This is a genomic window from Frigoribacterium endophyticum (assembly GCF_011759585.1).
GTDB classification, from domain to species: Bacteria; Actinomycetota; Actinomycetes; order Actinomycetales; family Microbacteriaceae; genus Frigoribacterium; species Frigoribacterium endophyticum.
In genome coordinates this window covers 1,058,639-1,079,926 of sequence record NZ_JAAOYV010000002.1, presented here as the reverse complement: position 1 = coordinate 1,079,926, position 21,288 = coordinate 1,058,639, and the positions used below count along the sequence as shown (strand labels likewise).

Sequence of the window (21,288 nt, the reverse complement as noted above, 5' to 3'; positions counted from 1 at the left end):
AGGCACCATGACCGACACCACCAGCATCCCCACACCCCTCACCCGCATCGGCGTCATCGGCAGCGGCGACATCGGCAGCGGTGTCGCCCGCCTCGCCGTGGCGGCCGGCCTCGACGTCGTCGTCGCGAACTCGCGCGGGCCGGAGTCGCTCGCGGGCCTCGTCGAGGAGCTCGGCCCCCGCGCCCGCGCCGCCGCTCCCCGCGAGGCGGCGGAGGCCGGCGACCTCGTCGTGCTCGCCGTCCCGCTCGGCGCCTACCCGGCGCTGCCCGTCGACGCCCTCGCCGGCCGCGTCGTGCTCTCCACCGGCAACTACTACCCGCACCGCGACGGGCGCATCGCCGAGCTCGACAGCCTCGAGCTCGCCACCGCCGAGCTCGAGCAGCGGCTGCTGCCCGGCGCGCTCGTCGTGAAGGCGTTCAACGGGATCCTCGCCCACCACATCCCGGCGCTCACGGGCTCGACCCCGCGCACGGCGCTCGCCGTCCAGGGCGACGACGCCACGGCGAAGGCCCGGGTCATGGAGCTCGTCGACCTGCTCGGCTTCGAGCCGGTCGACGCGGGCTCGCTCGCCGAGTCGTGGCGCACGGAGCCCGAGTCGGGCGCGTACACCCCGATCTACGCGGCCGACGCCGCGGCCCTCGCCGTCGACCACCTCGCCGACCCGGGCGCGCCCGTGACGGCGGAGCGCCTCCGCGAGCTGGTCGCCGCGTCGCACCGCCCGGACGTCGCCGCCCGCCAGTTCTGAGGGCCCGGGGAGGCGCGGGTCGGCCCGCCGGGGGAGGTCACGCCGGTGCGGCGGGTCCGTGTCCTCCTGGGCGGGTCGGCGCCGACCCGCCCAGGAGGACGGGAACCCGCCGCACCCGGTCGGCGAGCACCGGCGAGGACGGGAACCCGCCGCACCCGGTAGCCGAGCGCCGGCGAGCACCGCGGAGGACGGCGACCCGCCGGCTCCCCGCCCGCGGCGCCGCGCCTCCCGCTAGCGTGGTGCGAGGCCCACCCGCATCTCGACGACGAGGACACGCACGCATGGCTCTCCGACCCCTCCACGACGACTGGACCCTCGAGGCCGTGAGCGGCCCGGTGCCCGCCGAGGTCGCGGGCCGGCTCGTCCCGGCCACCGTGCCCGGCGTCGCCCACACCGACCTGCTCGCCGCGGGGCTGGTCACCGACCCGTTCGACGGCGACGCCGAGGCCGCCCAGCAGTGGATCGGCGACACCGTCTGGCGCTGGCGGACGACGTTCGAGTGGCACGACGACGGCTCCGACCGCCACGACCTCGTCGCCGAGGGGCTCGACACCGTCGCCCGCGTCGAGCTGAACGGCGTCGTCGTCGCCGAGACCGAGAACCAGCACCGCTCGTACCGCGTCGACGTGCGCCACGCGCTGACCGACGGCGACAACCACCTGGTCGTGACGTTCGCCGCGCCCGTGCCCGAGGTGGAGTCGCGGGTCGAGCGCCACGGAGCGCTCCCGCACGTCAACCACCACCCGTTCACGATGCTGCGGAAGTCCGCCAGCAACTTCGGCTGGGACTGGGGCGTCGACGTCGCCACCAGCGGCATCTGGCGACCGATCGGGCTCGACAGCTGGTCGGGCGTGCGCATCGCGTCCGTCCGGCCGCTCGTCGACGTCACCGACGAGGGCGGGGTGCTCGACGCCCACGTCGAGCTCGAGTGGGCGAGCCCCACGGCCCCGGCCGACACCAGCGCCGTCGCCGGCACCGTCGGCACCGACGGCATCGGCACCACCGCCCCCGAGACCGAGGTGACCGTCCTCGTCGACGGGCACCGCGCCTCCTCGGCGGTCGCCCCCGGCACGACGCAGGTGCAGCTCACGGTCGTCGTGCCCGACGCCGAGCTCTGGTGGCCCCGCGGCCACGGCGCCCAGCCGCTCTACCCCGTCACCGTCACGGTCGGCAGCAGCAGCGAGACCGAGCCGGCCCCGCAGCCGTGGGAGGCGCGGGTCGGCTTCCGCACCGTCGCCCTCGACACCGCCCCCGACGAGCACGGCGCCCCCTTCGTGCTGAGCGTCAACGGCCGGCCGGTGCAGGTGCGGGGCGCGAACTGGGTCCCCGACCACGCCTTCCTCACCGAGATGACCCCCGAGCGCTACCGCCTCCGCGTCGCCGACGCGACCGACGCGAACATGAACCTCCTGCGCGTGTGGGGCGGCGGCGTCTACGAGTCGCACGACCTCTACGACGCGTGCGACGAGGCCGGCGTGCTCGTCTGGCAGGACTTCCTCTTCGCCTGCGGCGCCTACGCAGAGGAGCCCTGGCTCGCCGACGAGGTCGAGGCCGAGGCCCGGGAGGCCGTCACCCGCCTCAGCCGCCACGCGAGCCTCGTGATCTGGAACGGGAACAACGAGAACATCTGGGGCTACGTCGACTGGGACTGGCGTCGCCAGCTCGCCGGCCGCACCTGGGGCGAGGGCTACTACTTCGACCTGCTGCCGCGCGTCGTCGCCGAGCTGGACGGCACCCGGCCGTACTCGCCCGGCAGCCCGTGGTCGTTCGGCGAGTACCTGCACCCGAACGACGCCGCGAACGGCACCATGCACATCTGGGACGTCTGGAACCGCCTCGACTACACCGCCTACCGCGACCACGAGCCGCGCTTCGTCTCCGAGTTCGGCTTCCAGGGGCCGCCCGCCTGGTCGACGCTGACCTCGGTCGTGCACGACGAGCCGCTCGACCCCTACGGCCACGAGATGCTCGTGCACCAGAAGGCGGAGGACGGCAACCTCAAGCTCGAGCGGGGCCTCGACGGCCACCTGCCCGCGCCCTCGACGATCGAGGACTGGCACTGGGCGACCCAGCTCAACCAGGCCGCGGCGATCCGCTTCGGCGTCGAGCACTTCCGCTCGCTGGCGCCGCGGAACACCGGCGTCGTCGTCTGGCAGCTGAACGACGACTGGCCCGTCGTGTCGTGGGCGGCGGTCGACTTCGCGGGGCACCGCAAGCCGCTCTGGCACGTGCTCCGGGCCGTCTACGAGGCGCGGCTGGCGACGATCCAGCCCCGCGCCTCCGGCCTGGCCCTGGTGCTGCTCAACGACACCGACGACGCGTGGAGCGGCACCGCCACGGTCGCGGCCGCCGCGTTCGACGGCGGGCGCCGCGACGAGGTCGCGCTGCCGGTCACGGTGGAGGCGCGGGGCAGCACCACGGTCGCGCTGCCGGCCGCGCTCGTCGACGGCCTCGACCCCGCCGCCGAGCTGCTCGTCGCCGACCTGCCCGGCTTCGGCGCCGGCCGCGCCCGGTGGGACGCCGCCGAGGTCGTCGACCAGCACCTCGACCCCGGTGCGGTGGAGGCGGTGGTCGCCCTCGCCGAGACCGCTCCCGGCGTCGCGCTGGTCACCGTCACCGCCCGCAGCTACGCCCGCGACGTGACCCTGCTCGTCGACCGGGTCGACCCCGGGGCCGTGGTCGACACGGGCATGGTGACGCTGCTCGCGGGGGAGTCGGCGACGTTCCGGGTGACCGGGGTCGCCGAGTCCGACGCCGAGCGGCTCACCGCCGACGACGTCGTGCGGCACGCGGGCGACCTGCAGGGCTGACGCCCGGGCTCGCGGCGCGCGGGCGCGGGCTACACCCGGCGCAGGACGAAGCTCGTCATCACCTGCGACATGACGAGCCGCTCGTCGGCGTCGACCAGCTCGATGCGCGTGCGGAGGATGCCCCGGTCGGGCCGTGACGCCGACGGCCGCGCCTCGAGCACCGTGAACCGGGCCGTCAGCTGGTCGCCCGGGCGCACCGGGCGGTGCCAGCGCAGCTCGTCGACGCCGGGCGACGACAGGCTCGTCTCGCCGTTCAGCCAGTGGTCGACGAGCAGCCGCATCATGATCGCGGTCGTGTGCCAGCCGCTGGCGATGAGCCCGCCGAACGGGCCGGCGGCGGCCCACTCGGCGTCGACGTGCATCGGCTGCGGGTCGAAGGCGGTCGCGAAGGCGACGATCTCGTCGGCCGTGACCGTGGTCGGGCCGTACTCGGCGTGGAGGCCGGGCGGGTAGTCCTCGAAGTGCCGGTCGGGCAGGGGCGTGGTGAAGGGGTCGAGCACGGAGCCAGTCCACCACGCGCGGGCCTCCCGCGCGCGGCCGTCGAGTGGTCACGAACTGCTGCTCCCGGGGCGGGGGACGAACAGATCGTGACCACTCGACCCGCCGCTCCTACCGTCGCGCGACGACCGCCCAGCCGTGGGCGCCGATGACGAGCTCGTCGCCGTCGAGCCCCGCGTCGCGCCCGGCGAGGAACTCGCCCGGCGCCGGGTCGGCCACCCGCAGCGGCTCGTCGCCGAGCGAGAGGGCGACGACCAGCGCGACGTCGCCCGCGTCCCCGCCCGTGCCCCCGCCCGCGCCCGCCTCGGCGCCCGCCCCTGGCCGCAGCTCGAGCACGAGCGACTCGTTCGTCACCGACACCGTCCGCGACCGGGCCGTGTGCAGCCACGGGTGACGGCGACGGAGCCCGATCATCTGCTGGTGCAGCGCCAGGGCGACGGGGTCGGCGTCGGGCACGAGCGACACGACGTCGTCGCCCGACCAGCGGGGGAAGGCCGGGCGCACCGCGTCGTCGCCGCCGACCCGCTCCTCCTTCACGGCCCGCAGCCCGAGCTCGTCGCCGTAGTAGACCGACGGCACCCCGCCGAGGGTGAACAGCAGCACGGTCGCGTGCGCGTGGTGGCGCTCGTCGTCGACCTGGCTGGCGATGCGGGTGACGTCGTGGTTGCCGACGAAGGTCAGCGGCACGAACGCGTCGAGGAACTCGTCGTGCCGGGTGAGGGCCCACGCGAGCTCGTGCAGGTTGACGCTCTGCAGCGCGTGCCAGACGCCCTGCCAGAGCTCGTACTGGGTGACCGCGTCGAGCCCCGCCTCGCGCACGATCGCGGCGTAGTCGCCGTGCAGCACCTCGCCGACCACCCACACGTCGGGGTGGCGGTCGCGCACGGCCGGCAGCACCGTCGCCCAGAACGAGGTCGGCACCGAGTAGGCGGCGTCGAGGCGCCAGGCGTCGGCGCCGCGGTCGCTCCAGTGCGTCATGACGTCGGTGACGAGCCGTGCCACCTCGGGCGACGAGTGGTCGAGGGCGATCAGACCGCCGTGCCCCTCGAAGGTCGCCAGGTCGCCCGACCCGTCACGGCGGAACAGCGCGGCCGCCGGCGACGACGGGTCGGCGCGGGCCTCGACCAGCGGCGGGAACTCGGGGCCGACGTGGTTGAAGACACCGTCGAGCATCACGCGGACGCCCTTCTCGTGCGCCGCGTCGATCAGCGTGACGAGGTCGTCGTCGCTGCCGAGCCGCGGGTCGACGTGCATCCAGTCGATGGTGTCGTAGCCGTGCGTCGACGACGCGAACACGGGCCCGAGCGCGAGCCCGTTGGCGCCGAGCGCCACGAGGTGGTCGAGCCACGGCACGAGGTCGAGGAGGCGCGGTGCCGGCGAGCGGTCCGCCCCGGTCGTGTCGGCCCCCACGAACCCGAGGGGGTACACGTGCCACCACACGACGTGCTCCGTCCAGGCCGGGGCGCCGCCCGGGGTCGAGGCGCCACCCGGGGTCGCGGCGTCGGTCGGGGCGGGGGCGTCGGGCTGCTGCATGCCCGCCACGGTACCGACGCGGGTGCTGCTGGCGCCCAGGCACGCGCCTCCGCCCGGGCCTGGCCGATGCGCGAGCCCCCTCCCTCGGGGGGTGCCCCGCGGCCTTGCTGAGGAGCGCTCACAGGTTTATCTTGGTGACCGTAACAACCGGACGACGTCGGGCCCTCACCACGCCCGTGCGGTCGGCGCACCGCGGTCTCACCAGCCGCCTCCCGCGCCCCTCCGTGGCACTCCGTCGCCCGGACACGCTGCACCCAAGGATCAGGACACCCCGCCATGCGCACCGCCACGCCCCGTGCTGCCCGCCTCGCCGCCGTCATCGGCGTCCCGCTCGCCCTCGTCGCCTCCGGGCTCGTCGTCTCGAACGCGTCGTACTCGGCGTTCAGCGCGCAGACGAGCAACCCCACGAGCAACTGGACCACCGGCTCGGTGAAGCTCACCGACAACGACGCCGACGTGGCCCTCTTCACCGCCGTCAACCTCAAGCCCGGCTCGACCGGCACGAACTGCATCACCGTCACCTCGACCGGCAGCCTGCCCTCGACCGTGAAGCTCTACGGCACGGGTGCGGTCAACGTCAGCAACGACCTCGGCGTCAAGACCACGCTCAAGATCGAGCAGGGCACCGGCACCTGCCAGGCGTTCGTCGCCGCGGGCACGGGCGGCACCGTCTACGACGGCACGCTCGCCGCGTTCCAGACGGCGCGCTCCAGCTACGCGAACGGCGCCGACGCCTGGGTCACGACCGGCAACCCGACGGGGGCCGACGCCACCGCCGAGAACCGCCTGTACAAGTTCACCTACACCGTCGCGCCGGACCTGCTGAACGCGTCGCAGGGCCTGAACGTCAAGCAGGGCTTCACCTGGGAAGCCCAGAACAACTAGCCAGTCCCCGGGCGGCTGCGCGGCTCGTGCCGCGCCGCCGCCCGCCCCGCGTCACGGACCCCACGTCGAGAGGGGAGGCCGCCATGTCGGCGACGGCACAGCACGTCGCGAGCCCGCTGCGGGGCTCGACCCGCGCCTCCTCGCCGACCCTGTCGACCCTGCCGACGGCGCGGACCGGGGTCGAGGACTGGTCGCGGATCGTCGTCGCCACGGTCGCCCGCGGCGTGATCGTCGCCCTGCTGGGGCTCGCCTTCTGGGCCGCGGCGCCCGCGGTGCTCGGCTGGCACCCGACGACGGTCGTGACCGGCTCGATGGAGCCGCGCATCCGCGTCGGCGACGTCGTCGTCTCGCGCCCCGTGCCGATGGACCTCGTCCAGACCGGGCACGTGCTGCTCGCCGACGACCCCGACCAGCCGGGGCACCTTCGCCTGCACCGCTACGCGGAGGCGCTGGCCGGCGGCATGATGGTGACGAAGGGCGACGCCAACCCCGCCGTCGACTCGACGCCGATCGGGGCGTCGGCGGTGCACGGGGTGGGGTTCCTCCGCGTGCCGTCGATCGGCATGCCCGTCGTCTGGGCCCGCGAGGGCAGGTGGGTGCCGCTCGCGATGGTCGCCCTCGGGGTGCTCGTGCTGCTGGCGCTGACGACGGTCGACCGCGAGCAGCGTCGGATCTGCGCCCAGGTGGAGGCCGAGGCCGCAGCCGCGGCAGGCGCCGGGGAGTCGCGGGTCGGCACGGGCCTGCCCGCCCTCGTCGCCTGGCCGACCCGGCGGTCGATCCGCCACCGGGCCCGGAGGCTGCGGCGCCTGCGCACCGCGTCGTCCGCCCTCGCGCTCGCGATGCTCGTCACGGCCCCGCTCGCGACGCTGCCCACCGAGGCGGCGGCCGCGCCGTTCTTCGCGCGGACGGCGACGTCGGCGTCGTTGACGGCGGGGACGATCACCCCGCCGACGGGCGTGACCTGCACGGACATCACGACCGGGGCCGACAGCGGGGCGGTCAGGATCACCTGGACGTACACGGGGGCGACCCCGCCGAACGTCTTCAGCCTCGTCAACGCCTCGACCGGCACGGTGGTCGGGACGGCGACTCCGACCGGGGCGACCCCGCAGTCGCTCGTCTACCGGCCGAGCGCCCTGCTCCAGCTCGGAGTGCAGACGCTCCTGGTCCGAGCCGACTACGGCGGCAGCTGGATGGGGCCCGCGGCGACGGGCGTGCGCGTGAACGGGCTCTCGCTGCTGGGCGGAGGAAGCGCCCGCTGCGCGTGACGCCCGACTCGACGAGCGTGTCCGGCCCTCGCGTCGGGCGGTGGGCTGATCGGGTGCGGCGGGTCGGTGTCCTCCCGGGCGGGTCGCCGCTGACCCGCCCAGGAGGACGGGGACCCGCCGCACCTCGGGCCCGGGCAGCCCACGAGGACACGGACCCGCCGCGCCCGGGGCCCGCTCGCGCGCCACGCGGCGATCATCACGCGGAGCTGCTGCGCAGCCGCACCGCCGCGACCTCGGCCGCCGACCGCAGTTCCGGCGGGCCCACCACCGTGAACGGCGCGTCGAAGCGCAGAGCCGCGGCGAGCACCCCCGCCCACGACCACGAGCCGATCGTGAGGCGGCTGCGGTGCTCGCCCCGCGCCTCCAGCAGGCCGTCCGCGACCCAGGGGGCGACCTCGCGGGGCGGCAGCTCGAGGTCGACGACGCCCTGGCAGGGCCAGCGGTCGGCGTCGGCCGAGCCCTTGGCGCGCGCGGTGACGACCGCGGCCGCGTCGGGGCCCGGCAGCGGTCTGCGGGCGAAGGGGGCGCCTCCCGGGCTCCGGGGGTGCACGCGGTCGAGGCGGAAGACGCGCCAGTCGTCGCGGTCGAGGTCCCAGGCGAGCAGGTACCAGCGCCCGCCGCGCAGCACGACGCCGTGCGGCTCGACCCGGCGGGCCAGGGCGGGCAGGTCAGCGGCTGACTGGCCGGCCGTCGTGCCGGGCGTGTCCGTGCCCGGCGCGGGATCGGCCCCGGGCACCGCGACCCGGTCGTAGCGGAACCGCAGCACCCGAGCGTCCCGCGTCGCGGCGCTGACGAGCTCGAGCACGGCCGGGTCGACCGGGTCGACGGGGGGAGGCGCGGTGAAGCGGATCCCGTCGACCCGGTGCCGCAGACGCGACGGCATCACCTGCCGCACCGTCGCGAGCGCGCGCGACGCGGCCTCGTCGAGGTCGACGCCGCTCGCCGTCACGCCCTGCAGGGCGACCGCGATCGCGACCGCCTGCTCGTCGTCGAAGAGGAGCGGCGGCAGGTCGGCGCCGGGGGCGAGGCGGTAGCCGCCCTCGGGCCCGCGCGTGGCGACGACGGAGTAGCCGAGCTCACGGAGCCGGTCGACGTCGCGCCGGACGGTGCGCGCGGTGACCCCGAGCCGGTCGGCGAGCAGCGGCCCCGGCCAGTCGCGCCGCGTCTGCAGCAGCGAGAGGAGCGACAGCATGCGCGACGAGTTCCCGACCATGCCCCGAGTCTGCCGTGAGGAGCGGACCGTAACTGTCCGCATCGTGCGGGACGGTGAGCGTGCGGCAGGTCGCCGCGCACCACCACGACCGGGAGGACCCTTCCATGACCGTCAGCACGACCACCCACCTGAACTTCCCCGGCACGGCCCGGGCCGCCCTCGACTTCTACGCCTCGGTCTTCGACGGCGAGGTGACCGCGGCCGCCACCTACGGCGACTTCGGCATGCCCCACGATCTGCCGGGCGCCGACAAGGTCGTCTTCGGCCAGGTCGACGCCGCCGACGGCTTCCGGCTGCTCGCCTACGACGTGCCCGGGCTCGACACGACCGACACCGCCGCCGTCGCGGGCACCACCCGCCGCGTCGACGGCACGACCGTCACCGACCGCACCTTCTTCCAGTCGCTCCAGGGCGAGACGCTGGAGGAGGTCGAGGCCCTCTGGCAGCGTCTCGCCGAGGGCGCCGACGTGGTCGAGCCCCTCGCCGCGTCGGCCTGGAGCCCCGGCTTCGGCATGCTCACCGACCGCTTCGGGGTGACCTGGGTCGTCGACGTGCAGGCCGCGCACCGCTAGCGTCTGGCGAGCCCGCGAGGCGGCCCGGAGGGGTCTGCGCCGCGGTGTGGCGGGTCGGTGTCCTCCTGGGCGGGTCGGCGCCGACCCGCCCAGGAGGACGGGGACCCGCCGCACCCAGGGCTCGGGCAGCCCAGGAGGACACGGACCCGCCGGGCCCGGGCAGCCCATGAGGACACGGACCCGCCGGGCCCGGCCCGCACCCGCCTCAGCTCGCGGGGCTGATCTGCGCGTAGAGCAGCGCGGGGTCGTGGGCGAGCGAGGCCTTGACCATCGCGCTCCAGTCGTCGACGACGACCTCGATCGCTCCGGCGGCGAGGCCGTCGAAGGAGGCGCGGGGCACGTCCGCCGGGTCGATCATGGGGCCGTCGTAGCCGGCCATGATGTCGGTGTCGGCGGCGCCGAGGTGGACGCCCTGCACGAGGGTGCCCTGCGCGGCGAGGTCCTGGCGGACGCCGTTGGTCATGTTCCACTCGGCCGCCTTCGCGGCCCCGTAGCCGCCGTTGCCGGGGTACGCGAACCACGACAGCGCGCTGAGCACGTTGACGATCGCCCCGCCGCCGTTCGCGGCGAGGGCCGGCGCGAACTCGCGGATCACGTCGAGCGTGCCCCAGTAGTGCGTGTCCATCTCGCGGCGCAGCTCGGCCAGGTCGCCCGTGACGAGCGGCGTCGAGGTCGCGATGCCCGCGTTGTTGACCAGCAGGGTGACGTCGGTGGCGACGCGGGCCGCGGCGACGACCGACGCGTGGTCGGTGATGTCGACGGCGAGCACCTCGACGCGGTCGAGGGCGGCCAGCTCGAGGGCCTCGGGGGAATCGACGCGACGGGCGGTCGCGTAGACCTTCCGGGCCCCGCGGGCGAGCAGCTCGTCGACGAAGCGGCGGCCGATGCCGCGGTTGGCGCCGGTGACGAGGGCGACCTGGTCGGTGATGTCCATGGTGTTCGTTCTTCCTTCTCGGGGCGGCCGGGCGGTGCGTCCGGGCCTGCGCGGCTACGTTAGGACCTCACGTCGACGTCAAGGGCAAGTCCTGCCCGAGATCGACCACCAGCCCCGCGTCGTGCACCCGCCCGACGCCCCACCGGGAGGAGCGCTCGTGCGCATCGGAGACGTCGCTGCCCGCGCCGGGGTCAGCCCCCGCGCCCTGCGCTACTACGAGGAGCAGGGCCTGCTGCCCGCCGACCGCACCGGCAGCGGCCAGCGCGTCTACGACGAGGCCGCGGTCGAGCGGGTGCAGCTCATCCAGCAGCTCTTCGCCGCCGGCCTGGCGAGCCGCACCATCGTCGAGCTGCTGCCCTGCGTCGACGCGGGCGTCGCCACCCACGAGTCGCTCGCGCTGCTCCGTCGCGAGCGCGACCGCATCACGGCGAGCATCGCCGAGCTGACCGCCGCCCGTGCCGAGCTCGACCGCGTCATCGACGTCTCGCTGCACCCGACGCCCGAGCACTGCCCCGCGCTCCGTGACGGCGCCCCCGCGTCCGTCGCCTCGGCGGCGTGACCACCGCCTCCGCGGAGCCCGCGGAGCCCGGCGAGCTGCGGGAGGCGGCCGTGACGGCCGCCGACGGCACCCGCGTCGCGTACGCGGTGCAGGAGGGCGCCGAGCCGACCGTCGTGCTCCTGCACGGCCTCGCGGGCAGCGGCCGCGAGCTGCTGCCGACCGCCCGGGCGCTCGTCGGGCGCCGCGTGGTGCTCGTCGACCAACGCGGGCACGGCCGCAGCACGCGGCGCCCCGTCGACCTCTCGCGGCGGGCCTTCGTGGCCGACGTCGTCAGCGTCGTCGAGGCGGAGGCCGCTGGCCCGGTCGACCTCGTGGGCCAGTCGATGGGCGCCCACACCGCGATGCTCGTCGCGGCGGCACGCCCCGACCTCGTGCGCCGGCTGGTGCTGCTCGAGGGCGACCAGGGCGGAGGGACCCCGGAGTCGCACCGGGCGCTCGGCGACTTCTTCCGGTCGTGGGCGGTCCCGTTCGCCGACCGGGCGGCCGCGCTCGCCGCGCTCGGCGACGGCCCGCTCGAGCGGGCCTGGGTCGACGACCTCGAGGAGGGGCCCGACGGGCTGCGCCCGCGATTCGACGCCGACGTGCTCCAGGCCACGATCGAGGCGGTCGGGGTGCCGCGCTGGGCGGAGTGGGAGAGCGTCACGGCACCCACGCTCGTCGTGTGGGCGGAGGGCGGCATGTTCACCGCCGAGCAGCAGGATGCCTTCGTCGCCCACAGCCGGACCGTGACCAGGGTCGACCTCGACGGGGGCTCGCACGACGCGCACCTCGACGCTCATGACGCCTGGATCGCGGCGCTCGCCCCCTTCGTCGCGCCCTGAGCCGGGGCGCGTCGCGCCCCGCGCCTCCTCGGCGTCCCTGCTGTGCGCGTCGAGGTGACTCGATCTGGGGCCTGCTGAGCCGGGAGGGCCCAGGACGGGGCACCTCGATGACGAGGCGACGAGGCGACGAGGCGGCGAGGGCGGCTCAGCCCACGGCCTCGCTCGCGACGGCGTCGAGCGCCTCGGTGATGCCGTCGAGCTGGGGCAGCGCCCCCGCGATGGTCTCGTCGGTGCCGGTGGTCGACAGCACGTACCAGTAGGCCTCGTCGAGCGCGGAGGCGATCTGGGTGCCCTGCTCGGTGAGCTGCAGGTGGAGGCTGCGCCGGTCGCCCGGGTGGGCCACCCGGGCCACTCGGCCGGACGCCTCGAGGCGGTCGACGACGGCGGTCACCGTGCCGGTGCTGAGCACGAGCTCCTTCGCGAGGGCGCCGGGGGTGATGCCGGGGTTCTCGCTCACGACGAGCAGGGCGGAGAGGTCGGTCGGGGCCATGCCGACCACCTTCGCGGCGTGCACCCGGTAGCGACGGTGCGCCTCGTCGAGCCGCCGGAGCGTCGCTGCGAGCTTCTTGATCGAGTCGGGGTGGTTGGCGGGGGTCGGCGGCAGGAGGTCGTCGGTCACGGTCGTCTCCCTGCTCGCGCCCTCCGTCGGCGCGTCGGCCCCCAGTGGACCACAGACCGGCCGTCGGGGCGAGTCGCCCTGCCGAGGGTGCGCCGAGAGGACAGCTCGTGCCGTGACACCCGAGCGGGGGATGCCCGTTGTGGGGCATGTGGGGGACCCCTCCCTGTCAATAACCTGAGCCCGACCGCAGGGCGCCCGACACCCCTGCGACCCGACCGTGCAGCCCGACGCCCCCGACAGCACCACCTGCGCGACCGGACCGGCTCCCCCCACCCGCTCCGCGCCTCCTGACCCGCGCCCACCCCACCCGAAGGCCCCCACCATGCCCTCCTCCCTGTCTGCCCGCTCGCTCGGGCGCCGCACCGTCGCCGTCGGGCTCACCGCCCTGCTCGCGGCGGGCGTGCTCACCACCGTCACGCCTGCGGCCCCCGCGCTCGCCGCCAGCCCGCTCGCCTGCGACCAGAACACCGTGTACTCGATCACGAGCACCGGCCAGGTCCGCTCGGTCGACCTGGCGACGGGCACGGTCGCCTCCGTCGCGACGCTCACCGGCGCGACGAACGGCCTCGGCATCGGCGCGGGCGGGCTCCGGGCCTACGCCACGGGCGTCTCGAACGGCGTGCCGCAGATCATCACCTACGACCGCGAGGGCGAGACCTCGACGCCGACCACCCGGCCGGAGGCGGCGAACCTCAACATCATCCGCGGCGGCGTGAACCCGCAGAGCGGCAGCTACTACTACGCGGCCGCCCAGGCGCAGCCGCAGCTCAGCGCCTACGTGCCGCCGAAGCCCCCCGAGCCCGGCGTCGCCCTCGGCCGCGTCGGCACCATCGGCATCACGGGCAACACCACCGTGGGCAACGGCGACCTCGCGTTCAGCCGCAGCGGCACCATGTTCGTCGTCTCGAACGCGCTCGTGCAGCGCGCCGACGTGCCCGTGCCGACGACCTCGGGCGACACCCCCATCCCGACCACGAACATCGCGACCCTCGGCGGCACCAACGCGGCCTACAACGGCATCGCGTTCTCGCACGACGGCACGCTCTTCCTCTCCCGCAGCACCGGCACGGCCCAGGCCCCGCAGACGACGCTGACCGAGGTCGACCCGGCCTCCGGCGCGACGATCAAGGAGACGGTGCTGCCCGGCTTCGCGACCGTCGACCTCGCGACCTGCAACTACCCCAACACGACCTCGGCCAGCACGACGATCGTCGACCGCGCCAAGCCCTCCGACCAGTTCGGCGTCACGCTCACCGGCGGCGGCATCCCCGCCGGCAGCCCCAGCGCGACCGCGACGACGGCGCCCGGCTCCGACACTGCCACGGCGGGCCCGATCCTCGCGGTCGGCGGCACGCAGTACACGGTCGAGCAGAAGCCCGGCAACTCGACGACCCTCCCCGCCGACTACGCGACGAGCTACACCTGCGCCGACGGCGGCACGGTGGTCTCGGAGGGCACCGGCACCAAGGCCACGTACACGCAGCCGACGTCCAAGACGGAGGCCTCCTCCGAGGTCACCTGCTCCTTCGTCAACGTGCTCGCGGCCGCGGCGAAGGACGACGCCGAGGAGGCCGCCTCCGGAGTCGCCACCACCTTCACCGACCTGCGCGCGAACGACGCGGGCACGGGCCTCAAGATCACCGGCGTCACCCAGGGCAGCGCCCGCGGCGTCGTCGCGCTGCGCGCCGACGGCACCGTCGGCTACACCGCCGACCGCGGCTTCTCGGGCACCGAGACCTTCACCTACACGGTCACCGACGCGAGCGGCGCCTCCTCCACGGCGACCGTCACCGTCACCGTCGCCCCGCGCGCCGTCGACGACGACGCCACCGTGCCCGCGCAGCCGAGCGGCAGCTCGACGACCATCCCGGCCGCCGACCTGCTCGGCAACGACGCCGGCTCGGGCCTCACGGTCGTCGACGCGACCGTCGTCTCCGGCGGCGGCAGCGTCACCGTCGCCCCCGGCGGCGACCTCGTCTACTCGCCCGAGCCCGGCACCTCCGGCCCCGCGAGCATCACCTACACGGTCGCCGACGCCGCCGGCGTGCGCTCGACCGCCACGGTCTCGCTGACGGTCGCCCCGACCCCCGGCGACGACGCGCGCAGCGCCCCGGCCGGCCAGACCACCACCTTCACCGACCTGCTCAGCAACGACCTCGGCACGGGCCTCACGGTCGTCGGCGCGAAGGTCGTCTCCGGCGGCGGGAAGGTCTCCGTCGACCGCGACGGGGGCGTCGTGCTCGACCCGGCCACCGCCTCCTCGGGGGGCACGATCGTGGTGACGTACACCGTCCGTGACGCCTCGGGCACCGAGCGCACGGCGACGCTGACCGTCACGGTCGACCCGGCCGCCGCCGCCGACGCGAAGACCGTCGTCGCGGGCACGCCGACCACCTTCACCGACCTCGCCGGCAACGACGTGGGCACCGACGTGACCGTCACCGGCGTGACCCAGGGCTCGGCCGGGGGCAAGGTCGAGCTGGGCCGCGACGGCTCGGTCACCTACACGAGCCGCGACGACTTCTCGGGCACCGAGACCTTCACCTACACGGCGAAGGACGCCTCGGGCCGCACCTCGACCGCGACCGTCACGGTCACCGTCACGCCCCAGGCCCGCGACGACCGCGGGACGGCGACGCCGGGCGAGTCGACCACGCTGCGTGACCTCCGGGCGAACGACCTCGGTCGCGGCCTCACCGTCACCGCCGTCACGGCGGGCAGTGCAGGAGGCGCGGTGCGCCTCGAGCAGGACGGCACCGTCACGTACACCCCCGCCGCCCGCTTCAGCGGGGCCGAGACCTTCGGGTACACGGTCACCGACGCCGCGGGGCGCACGAGCTCCGCGACCGTCACGATGACCGTCGCGCCGGCCGCCGTCGACGACGCCCGCACCGTCCCGACCGGGGCGGCGACGACGCTCGCCGACCTGCTCGCGAACGACCGCGGCCGCGACCTGACCGTCACGGCCGTCACCGCCAGCACGGGCGGCCGGGTCGACGTGGCCCTCGACGCCTCGGGCGCCGTCGTCGTGACCCCCGCCGTCGGCTTCTCGGGCACCGAGCAGTTCGACTACACCGTCACCGACGTCGACGGGCAGGAGAGCACCGCGACCGTCACCCTGACGGTCACGCCCCGCGCCGCGCCCGACGCCTACGAGGTGCCGGCCGAGACCGCGACGACCCTCGTCGACGTCACGGCCAACGACCGCGGCCAGCGCCTCGTCGTGACCTCCGTCACCGCGGGCGACCAGGGCGGCACGACCTCCGTCGACCAGCGCGGCCGCGTCACCCACACCGGTGCGCCCGGCTTCTCGGGCACCGAGACCTTCGGGTACACGGCGACCGACGCCTCCGGCCAGGTCGTCTCGTCGGTCGTCACCATGACGATCCGCCCGACCGCCGCCGACGACGCCCGCAGCACGCCGGCCGACACGGCGCTGTCGCTCACCGACCTCGTCGCCGACGACCACGGGAAGGCCCTCGTCGTCACCGCCGTCGGGTCGACCACCGCGGGAGGCGCGGCGTCGGTCGACCGGGCCGGCCAGGTCACGTACGTGCCCGCCACCGGCTTCTCGGGCACCGACTCCTTCGGGTACACCGCGACCGACGCGGCCGGCCGCACGGCCGACGCCGTCGTCACCGTGACCGTCGTGCCGACCGCCGTCGCCGACGTGCGGAGCACCCCCGCCGACACGGCCCTGACGATCGCCGACCTCCTGGCGAACGACCACGGGAAGGCGCTGCGCATCCAGTCCGTCACCGCCGGCGACCAGGGCGGCACCACCCGCCTCGGCACCGACGGCCGGGTCGTCTACACGCCGGCCGACGGCTTCTCGGGCGTCGAGACCTTCGGCTACACGGTCGTCGACGCCGCCGGGCAGACCAGCAGCACGACCGTCTCGGTCACCGTCACGCCGACCGCGTCGCCCGACGCGCGCCGCACCGTCTCGGGCCAGCAGACCGTGTTCAGCCTGATGGGCGACGTCCGCGGCCGCGGCCTGCGCCTGCTCTCGGTCACGGCCCCGGTGCACGGCACCGCCACGTCGACGACCGACGGCTGGGTCACCTACGTGCCCGACGCCGGGTTCTCGGGCGTCGACGGGTTCAGCTACCGCGTGGCCGACGACTCGGGCCAGGAGCGCGAGTCGACTGTCACCGTGACCGTCTCGCCCGTCGCGACGGTCGACTCCGCCAGCACCCCCGCCGGCACCCCGCTCGTGCTGCGCGCCGCCCAGCTGACCGGCAACGACCGGGGCTCGCGCCTCGCCGTGACCCGGGTCGGCACGCCCTCGTCGGGCACGGCCACGCTGCTGCCCGACGGCTCGGTGCGCTTCGTGCCGGCCCCCGGCACCTCGGGCGCCGCGACCTTCGACTACACGGTGACCGACGCCGACGGCCTGACCGCCGACTCCGTCGTGACCGTGCTCGTCGGCCCCATCGCGACGCCCGACGCCGCGACGGTCGCCGCCGGCGGACGCCTCGAGGTCGCCGCCGCCCAGGGCGTGCTCGCGAACGACGCCGGCACGGGCCTCACCGCCCGCGTCGACGTCGAGCCGGGCCACGGCACGGTGGCGCTCGCCGCCGACGGGTCGTACACGTACGAGCCCGCCGACGGGTTCTCGGGCACCGACACGTTCACCTACACGGCCACCGACGACCGCGGCAGCGTCACCACCGGGCTCGTGACCGTCACCGTCACGCCGACCGCGGCCGCCGACCGGGCGCACGTCGCCGCGGGCACCACGCTCACGGTCGCCGCGCCCGCGGTGCTCGGCAACGACCTCGGCCGCGACCTGGTCGTCGTCGGCCACGCCGCCGCGGCCCATGGCACCCTGTCGATCGGCTCGGACGGCGCCGTCGTCTACACGCCGGCCCCGGGCTGGTCGGGCAGCGACGAGGTGACCTACGACGTCGTCGACGCCGAGGGGCTGCCGGCGAGCAGCACGCTCACGATCGTGACCGACCCGGTCGCCGTCGACGACGCGGCGAGCACCGTCGCGGGCCGCGCCCTGCGCGTCCCGGCCGACGCGGGCCTGCTGGCGAACGACCTCGGCACCGGCCTGGTCGCGTCGATCGCGACGCAGCCGGCGCACGGCACCGCCACGGTCGCGGCCGACGGCTCGTGGACCTACAAGCCCGCCGAGGGCTTCACCGGCACCGACTCGTTCACGTACCTCGTGACCTCGGTCGACGGAGCCACGAGCACGGCGACGGTCACCATCGCCGTGCGCAGCGCCGCGGTCGCCGCCGACGACACGCAGCTCGCGACGCCGGGCCGCCCGGTCACGATCGACCCGCTCGCCAACGACGTCGCGAGCGGCGGCCAGACCCTCGACCGCGGCACGCTCGTGCTCGTCGACCCGGCCACCGGCGTCGCGGCCAGCACGGTCACGGTGCCCGGCCAGGGCACCTGGACGGTCGGCGCCGACGGCGTCCGCTTCACCCCCGTCGACGGCTTCACCGGCGTCGCGTCGATCGCGTACCGGGTCGCCGACACCTCGGCCGAGACCCTCGAGGGCCTGATCACGCTGCGCTTCCCGGCGATCCTCGGCCTGGCGTTCACCGGGGCCGGCCACGTGGCCGCCGACCTCGGCGTCGCGCTGCTCGTGATGCTCGCCGGGCTCGGGCTGGTGCTGTTCGGCCGTCGTCGCCGGCCGGTGACGGGGCCGGTGCGCGGGCTCCGGTAGGCGGGGTCCGCCGCTGCGGGAGGCGCGGTGCAGGGAGGCGCGGTGTGCGGTCGACGCGCACCGCGCCTCCGTCGTCCGGCCTGTCGCGCGGCTCCCTCCGTCGTGCGACGGGCGCGGCCCGGCGGTCGCCGCCTGTATCTTCATGTCGAGAGACCTGCGCGAGTAGCGTGGGGCCCACGAACGCAGAGCCACACGAGGGAGTACCAGCGGCATGGCCAAGATCATCTACACGCTCACCGACGAGGCGCCGATGCTGGCGACCTACTCGTTCCTTCCCGTCATCGAGGCGTACGCGAGCACCGCGGGGGTCGACGTCGAGACCCGCGACATCTCGCTCGCCGGCCGCATCATCAGCCAGTTCCCCGAGCGGCTCACCGAGGCGCAGCGCGTCGACGACGCCCTCGCCGAGCTCGGCGCCCTGGCGACGACGCCCGAGGCGAACATCATCAAGCTGCCGAACATCTCGGCCTCGATCCCGCAGATCAAGGCCGCCGTGCGCGAGCTGCAGTCGCAGGGCTACGACCTGCCCGACTACCCCGACGACCCCTCGACCGACGCCGAGAAGGAGGCGCGGGCCCGCTACGACAAGGTCAAGGGCAGCGCCGTCAACCCCGTGCTGCGCCAGGGCAACTCCGACCGCCGCGCGCCGGCGAGCGTCAAGCAGTACGCGCGCAACCACCCGCACCGCATGGGCGAGTGGAGCAGCGACTCGGCGACGAACGTCGCCACGATGGGCGTCGACGACTTCCGCAGCAACGAGAAGTCGGTCGTCATGCCCGCCGACGACACCCTCACCATCGAGTTCGTCGGCGCGGACGGCAGCACGCGGGTGCTCCGTCAGTCGATCCCCGTGCTCGCGGGCGAGGTCGTCGACGGCACGGTGCTGCACGTCGCCGCGCTCCGTGAGTTCCTCGCCGCGCAGATCGCCCGGGCCGAGGCCGAGGGCGTCCTGTTCTCGGTGCACCTCAAGGCGACGATGATGAAGGTCTCCGACCCGCTGATCTTCGGCCACGTCATCCGCGCCTTCTTCCCCGAGGTCTTCGAGCAGCACGGCGAGGCGCTGGCCGCCGCCGGGCTCGACCCCGCCGACGGGCTGAACGCGATCCTGCAGGGTCTCGACCGCCTCCCCCAGGGCGCCGAGATCAGGGCGGCGTTCGAGGCCGGCATCGCCTCCGGCCCCGACCTGGCCATGGTCGACTCCGACAAGGGCATCACCAACCTGCACGTGCCGAGCGACGTCATCGTCGACGCCTCGATGCCGGCGATGATCCGCAGCTCGGGCCACATGTGGGGGCCCGACGGCGCCGAGCACGACACCCTCGCGGTGATCCCCGACTCGAGCTACGCCGGCATCTACCAGGCCGTGCTCGACGACTGCCGCGCCCACGGCGCCTTCGACCCGGCGACCATGGGCACGGTGCCGAACGTCGGCCTGATGGCCATGGCGGCGGAGGAGTACGGCTCGCACGACAAGACCTTCCAGGCCCCGGCCGAGGGCACGATCCGCGTGGTGAACGCCGCCGGCGAGTCGCTGATCGAGCACGAGGTCGCCGAGGGCGACATCTGGCGGGCCTGCCAGACGAAGGACGTCGCGATCCGCGACTGGGTCAAGCTCGCCGTGACGCGGGCCCGCGCCAGCGCGACGCCGGCCGTGTTCTGGCTCGACGAGAGCCGCGCCCACGACGCCACGCTGATCGGCCTCGTGCGCTCGTACCTGGCGGAGCTCGACACCGACGGGCTGCAGATCGAGGTGCTGTCGCCGGTCGAGGCCATGGCGTTCTCGCTCGAGCGCATCCGTCGCGGTGCCGACACCATCTCCGTGACCGGCAACGTGCTGCGTGACTACCTCACCGACCTCTTCCCGATCATGGAGCTCGGCACCTCGGCCAAGATGCTGTCGGTCGTGCCCCTGATCAACGGCGGCGGCCTGTTCGAGACGGGCGCCGGCGGCTCGGCGCCGAAGCACGTGCAGCAGCTCGTCGACCAGGACTACCTCCGCTGGGACAGCCTCGGCGAGTTCCTGGCCCTGGCGGTCAGCTTCGAGCACCTCGCGACGGTGACCGACAACCCACGGGCGCAGATCCTCGCCGACACGCTCGACCGCGCGACCGGCACCTTCCTCGCCGAGAACAAGTCGCCCGGTCGCAAGCTCGGCTCGATCGACAACCGGGGCAGCCACTTCTACCTGGCCAAGTACTGGGCCGACGAGCTGGCCGCGCAGACCGTCGACGCGGAGCTGGCGGAGGCGTTCGCCGCCCTCGCCGCCTCGCTCGGCGAGCAGGAGCAGACGATCGTCGACGAGCTGATCGCGCCCCAGGGCACGGCGGTCGACATCGGCGGCTACTTCCACCCCGACCCCGAGAAGACAGCGGCCGTGATGCGCCCGTCGGCGACGTTCAACGCGGCGCTCGCGACGCTGTAGCTGTAGCTGCGACGCGACGCGCGAGCCGCGCCCCGCACGCGGGCCCCGCTTCGGCGGGGCCCGTGTGCGGGGCGTCGTTCGCCGTCGTGGCGTGCTCGTCGAGGTGACCCTTCGTGGGCCCTGCGGGCGGGCTGGGGCCCAGATCGGGTCACCTCGATCGGGGCGCGCTCGTGAGTTGCCAATTTGAGGGGCTGAGCGGCCCTGTGGGGCCCCCAAAGTGGCAACTGACCGAGGCGGGTGGCTCGTGGGGGGAGTGGTCGGCGCGCAGCGCCGGGCCCTCATCGAGACGACTCGTCGTGGGCCCTGCGGGCGGGCTGGGGCCCAGATCGGGGCACCTCGAGCGCGCCGCGCTCGTGAGTTGCCAATTTGAGGGGTTGAGCGGCCCTGTGGGGCCCCCAAAGTGGCAACTGACCGAGGCGGGTGGCTCGTGGGAGGAGTGGTCGGCGCGCAGCGCCGGGCCTCTCCTCGAGACGACTCTTCGTGGGCCCTGCGGGCGGGTTGGGGCCCAGATCGGGTCACCTCGATCGGTGTCGGCTCGTGAGTTGCCGTTTTGGGGGGCTGAGCAGCGTCGTGGGGCCCCCAAAGTGGCAACTCACAAGAGGCGGTGGCCTCGTGGGGGGAGTGGTCGGCGCGCAGCGCCGGGCCCTCATCGAAACGACTCGTCGTGGGCCCTGCGGGCGGGCTGGGGCCCAGATCGGGTCATCTCGATCTGGGCGCGAACGT

14 protein-coding genes are annotated in these 21,288 nt (G+C 74.9%); 9 read left to right on the top strand and 5 right to left on the bottom strand.

Annotation, left to right across the window (positions count from 1 at the left end; all coding sequences use genetic code 11):
* The first annotated feature begins 7 nt into the window (after positions 1-7).
* Positions 8-745: an NADPH-dependent F420 reductase gene (locus FHR77_RS12365; RefSeq protein WP_167260619.1), complete on the top strand. Its 738-nt coding sequence runs from the start codon at positions 8-10 to the stop codon at positions 743-745.
* Between the two features lie 281 nt (positions 746-1,026).
* Positions 1,027-3,555 carry a glycoside hydrolase family 2 protein gene (locus FHR77_RS12360; protein ID WP_167260617.1) on the top strand — a complete coding sequence of 843 codons (2,529 nt, stop codon included), beginning with the start codon at positions 1,027-1,029 and terminating at the stop codon, positions 3,553-3,555.
* A gap of 29 nt (positions 3,556-3,584) precedes the next feature.
* On the opposite strand, the gene FHR77_RS12355 is transcribed toward FHR77_RS12360, so the two are convergent.
* Together FHR77_RS12355 and FHR77_RS12350 are read right to left on the bottom strand one after the other, a co-directional pair.
* Complete coding sequence (locus tag FHR77_RS12355; RefSeq protein ID WP_167260615.1) at positions 3,585-4,055, bottom strand: MaoC/PaaZ C-terminal domain-containing protein; 471 nt, start codon at positions 4,053-4,055, stop codon at positions 3,585-3,587.
* Between the two features lie 109 nt (positions 4,056-4,164).
* Positions 4,165-5,586 carry an alpha-amylase family glycosyl hydrolase gene (locus FHR77_RS12350; RefSeq protein WP_167260612.1) on the bottom strand — a complete coding sequence of 474 codons (1,422 nt, stop codon included), beginning with the start codon at positions 5,584-5,586 and terminating at the stop codon, positions 4,165-4,167.
* Positions 5,587-5,862: 276 nt separating this feature from the next.
* On the opposite strand from FHR77_RS12350, the gene FHR77_RS12345 reads away from it, so the two are divergent.
* Both FHR77_RS12345 and FHR77_RS12340 read left to right on the top strand, forming a co-directional pair.
* Positions 5,863-6,471, top strand: a complete 609-nt coding sequence (locus FHR77_RS12345; RefSeq protein WP_167260610.1) for a hypothetical protein — start codon at positions 5,863-5,865, stop codon at positions 6,469-6,471.
* Positions 6,472-6,554: 83 nt separating this feature from the next.
* A complete protein-coding gene (locus tag FHR77_RS12340; RefSeq protein WP_167260608.1) occupies positions 6,555-7,739 on the top strand; it encodes a S24/S26 family peptidase in 1,185 nt (394 codons plus the stop codon).
* A gap of 196 nt (positions 7,740-7,935) precedes the next feature.
* On the opposite strand, the gene FHR77_RS12335 is transcribed toward FHR77_RS12340, so the two are convergent.
* Entirely contained in the window at positions 7,936-8,952 is a 1,017-nt protein-coding gene (locus FHR77_RS12335) for a helix-turn-helix transcriptional regulator (RefSeq protein ID WP_167260606.1), read from the bottom strand.
* A 104-nt stretch (positions 8,953-9,056) separates the two neighbouring features.
* On the opposite strand from FHR77_RS12335, the gene FHR77_RS12330 reads away from it, so the two are divergent.
* Entirely contained in the window at positions 9,057-9,524 is a 468-nt protein-coding gene (locus FHR77_RS12330; RefSeq protein ID WP_167260604.1) for a VOC family protein, read from the top strand.
* A 205-nt stretch (positions 9,525-9,729) separates the two neighbouring features.
* Here FHR77_RS12330 and FHR77_RS12325 read toward each other — a convergent pair whose 3' ends face one another.
* A complete protein-coding gene (locus tag FHR77_RS12325) occupies positions 9,730-10,458 on the bottom strand; it encodes an SDR family oxidoreductase (RefSeq protein ID WP_167260602.1) in 729 nt (242 codons plus the stop codon).
* Between the two features lie 157 nt (positions 10,459-10,615).
* Here FHR77_RS12325 and FHR77_RS16435 point away from each other — a divergent pair, with 157 nt between their 5' ends.
* Both FHR77_RS16435 and FHR77_RS12315 read left to right on the top strand, forming a co-directional pair.
* Complete coding sequence (locus tag FHR77_RS16435) at positions 10,616-11,017, top strand: MerR family transcriptional regulator (protein ID WP_167260600.1); 402 nt, start codon at positions 10,616-10,618, stop codon at positions 11,015-11,017.
* Positions 11,014-11,838 (top strand): alpha/beta fold hydrolase, encoded by an 825-nt coding sequence (locus FHR77_RS12315; protein WP_341777350.1) that lies wholly within the window; start codon positions 11,014-11,016, stop codon positions 11,836-11,838. The genes FHR77_RS16435 and FHR77_RS12315 overlap by 4 nt, the downstream gene beginning before the upstream one ends.
* 145 nt (positions 11,839-11,983) lie before the next feature.
* Here FHR77_RS12315 and FHR77_RS12310 read toward each other — a convergent pair whose 3' ends face one another.
* A complete protein-coding gene (locus FHR77_RS12310) occupies positions 11,984-12,457 on the bottom strand; it encodes a MarR family winged helix-turn-helix transcriptional regulator (protein WP_156370141.1) in 474 nt (157 codons plus the stop codon).
* Between the two features lie 322 nt (positions 12,458-12,779).
* Between FHR77_RS12310 and FHR77_RS12305 the strand changes: the two genes are divergently transcribed.
* Both FHR77_RS12305 and FHR77_RS12300 read left to right on the top strand, forming a co-directional pair.
* The gene (locus tag FHR77_RS12305; RefSeq protein WP_167260598.1) at positions 12,780-18,143 is read left to right on the top strand and encodes a beta strand repeat-containing protein; all 5,364 of its coding nucleotides are present in this window, start codon (positions 12,780-12,782) and stop codon (positions 18,141-18,143) included.
* 211 nt (positions 18,144-18,354) lie between these two features.
* Positions 18,355-20,565, top strand: coding sequence for an NADP-dependent isocitrate dehydrogenase (locus tag FHR77_RS12300; RefSeq protein ID WP_167260596.1), 2,211 nt, complete (start codon positions 18,355-18,357; stop codon positions 20,563-20,565).
* Positions 20,566-21,288: the final 723 nt, after the last annotated feature.

Coding starts and splice junctions, on each gene's coding strand:
- FHR77_RS12305 (WP_167260598.1), top strand. CDS start 12,780: ATGCCCTCCTCCCTGTCTGCCCGCTCGCTCGGGCGCCGCACCGTCGCC.
- FHR77_RS12360 (WP_167260617.1), top strand. CDS start 1,027: ATGGCTCTCCGACCCCTCCACGACGACTGGACCCTCGAGGCCGTGAGC.
- FHR77_RS12325 (WP_167260602.1), bottom strand. CDS start 10,458: ATGGACATCACCGACCAGGTCGCCCTCGTCACCGGCGCCAACCGCGGC.
- FHR77_RS12345 (WP_167260610.1), top strand. CDS start 5,863: ATGCGCACCGCCACGCCCCGTGCTGCCCGCCTCGCCGCCGTCATCGGC.
- FHR77_RS12300 (WP_167260596.1), top strand. CDS start 18,355: ATGGCCAAGATCATCTACACGCTCACCGACGAGGCGCCGATGCTGGCG.
- FHR77_RS12340 (WP_167260608.1), top strand. CDS start 6,555: ATGTCGGCGACGGCACAGCACGTCGCGAGCCCGCTGCGGGGCTCGACC.
- FHR77_RS12330 (WP_167260604.1), top strand. CDS start 9,057: ATGACCGTCAGCACGACCACCCACCTGAACTTCCCCGGCACGGCCCGG.
- FHR77_RS12350 (WP_167260612.1), bottom strand. CDS start 5,586: ATGCAGCAGCCCGACGCCCCCGCCCCGACCGACGCCGCGACCCCGGGT.
- FHR77_RS12335 (WP_167260606.1), bottom strand. CDS start 8,952: ATGGTCGGGAACTCGTCGCGCATGCTGTCGCTCCTCTCGCTGCTGCAG.
- FHR77_RS12365 (WP_167260619.1), top strand. CDS start 8: ATGACCGACACCACCAGCATCCCCACACCCCTCACCCGCATCGGCGTC.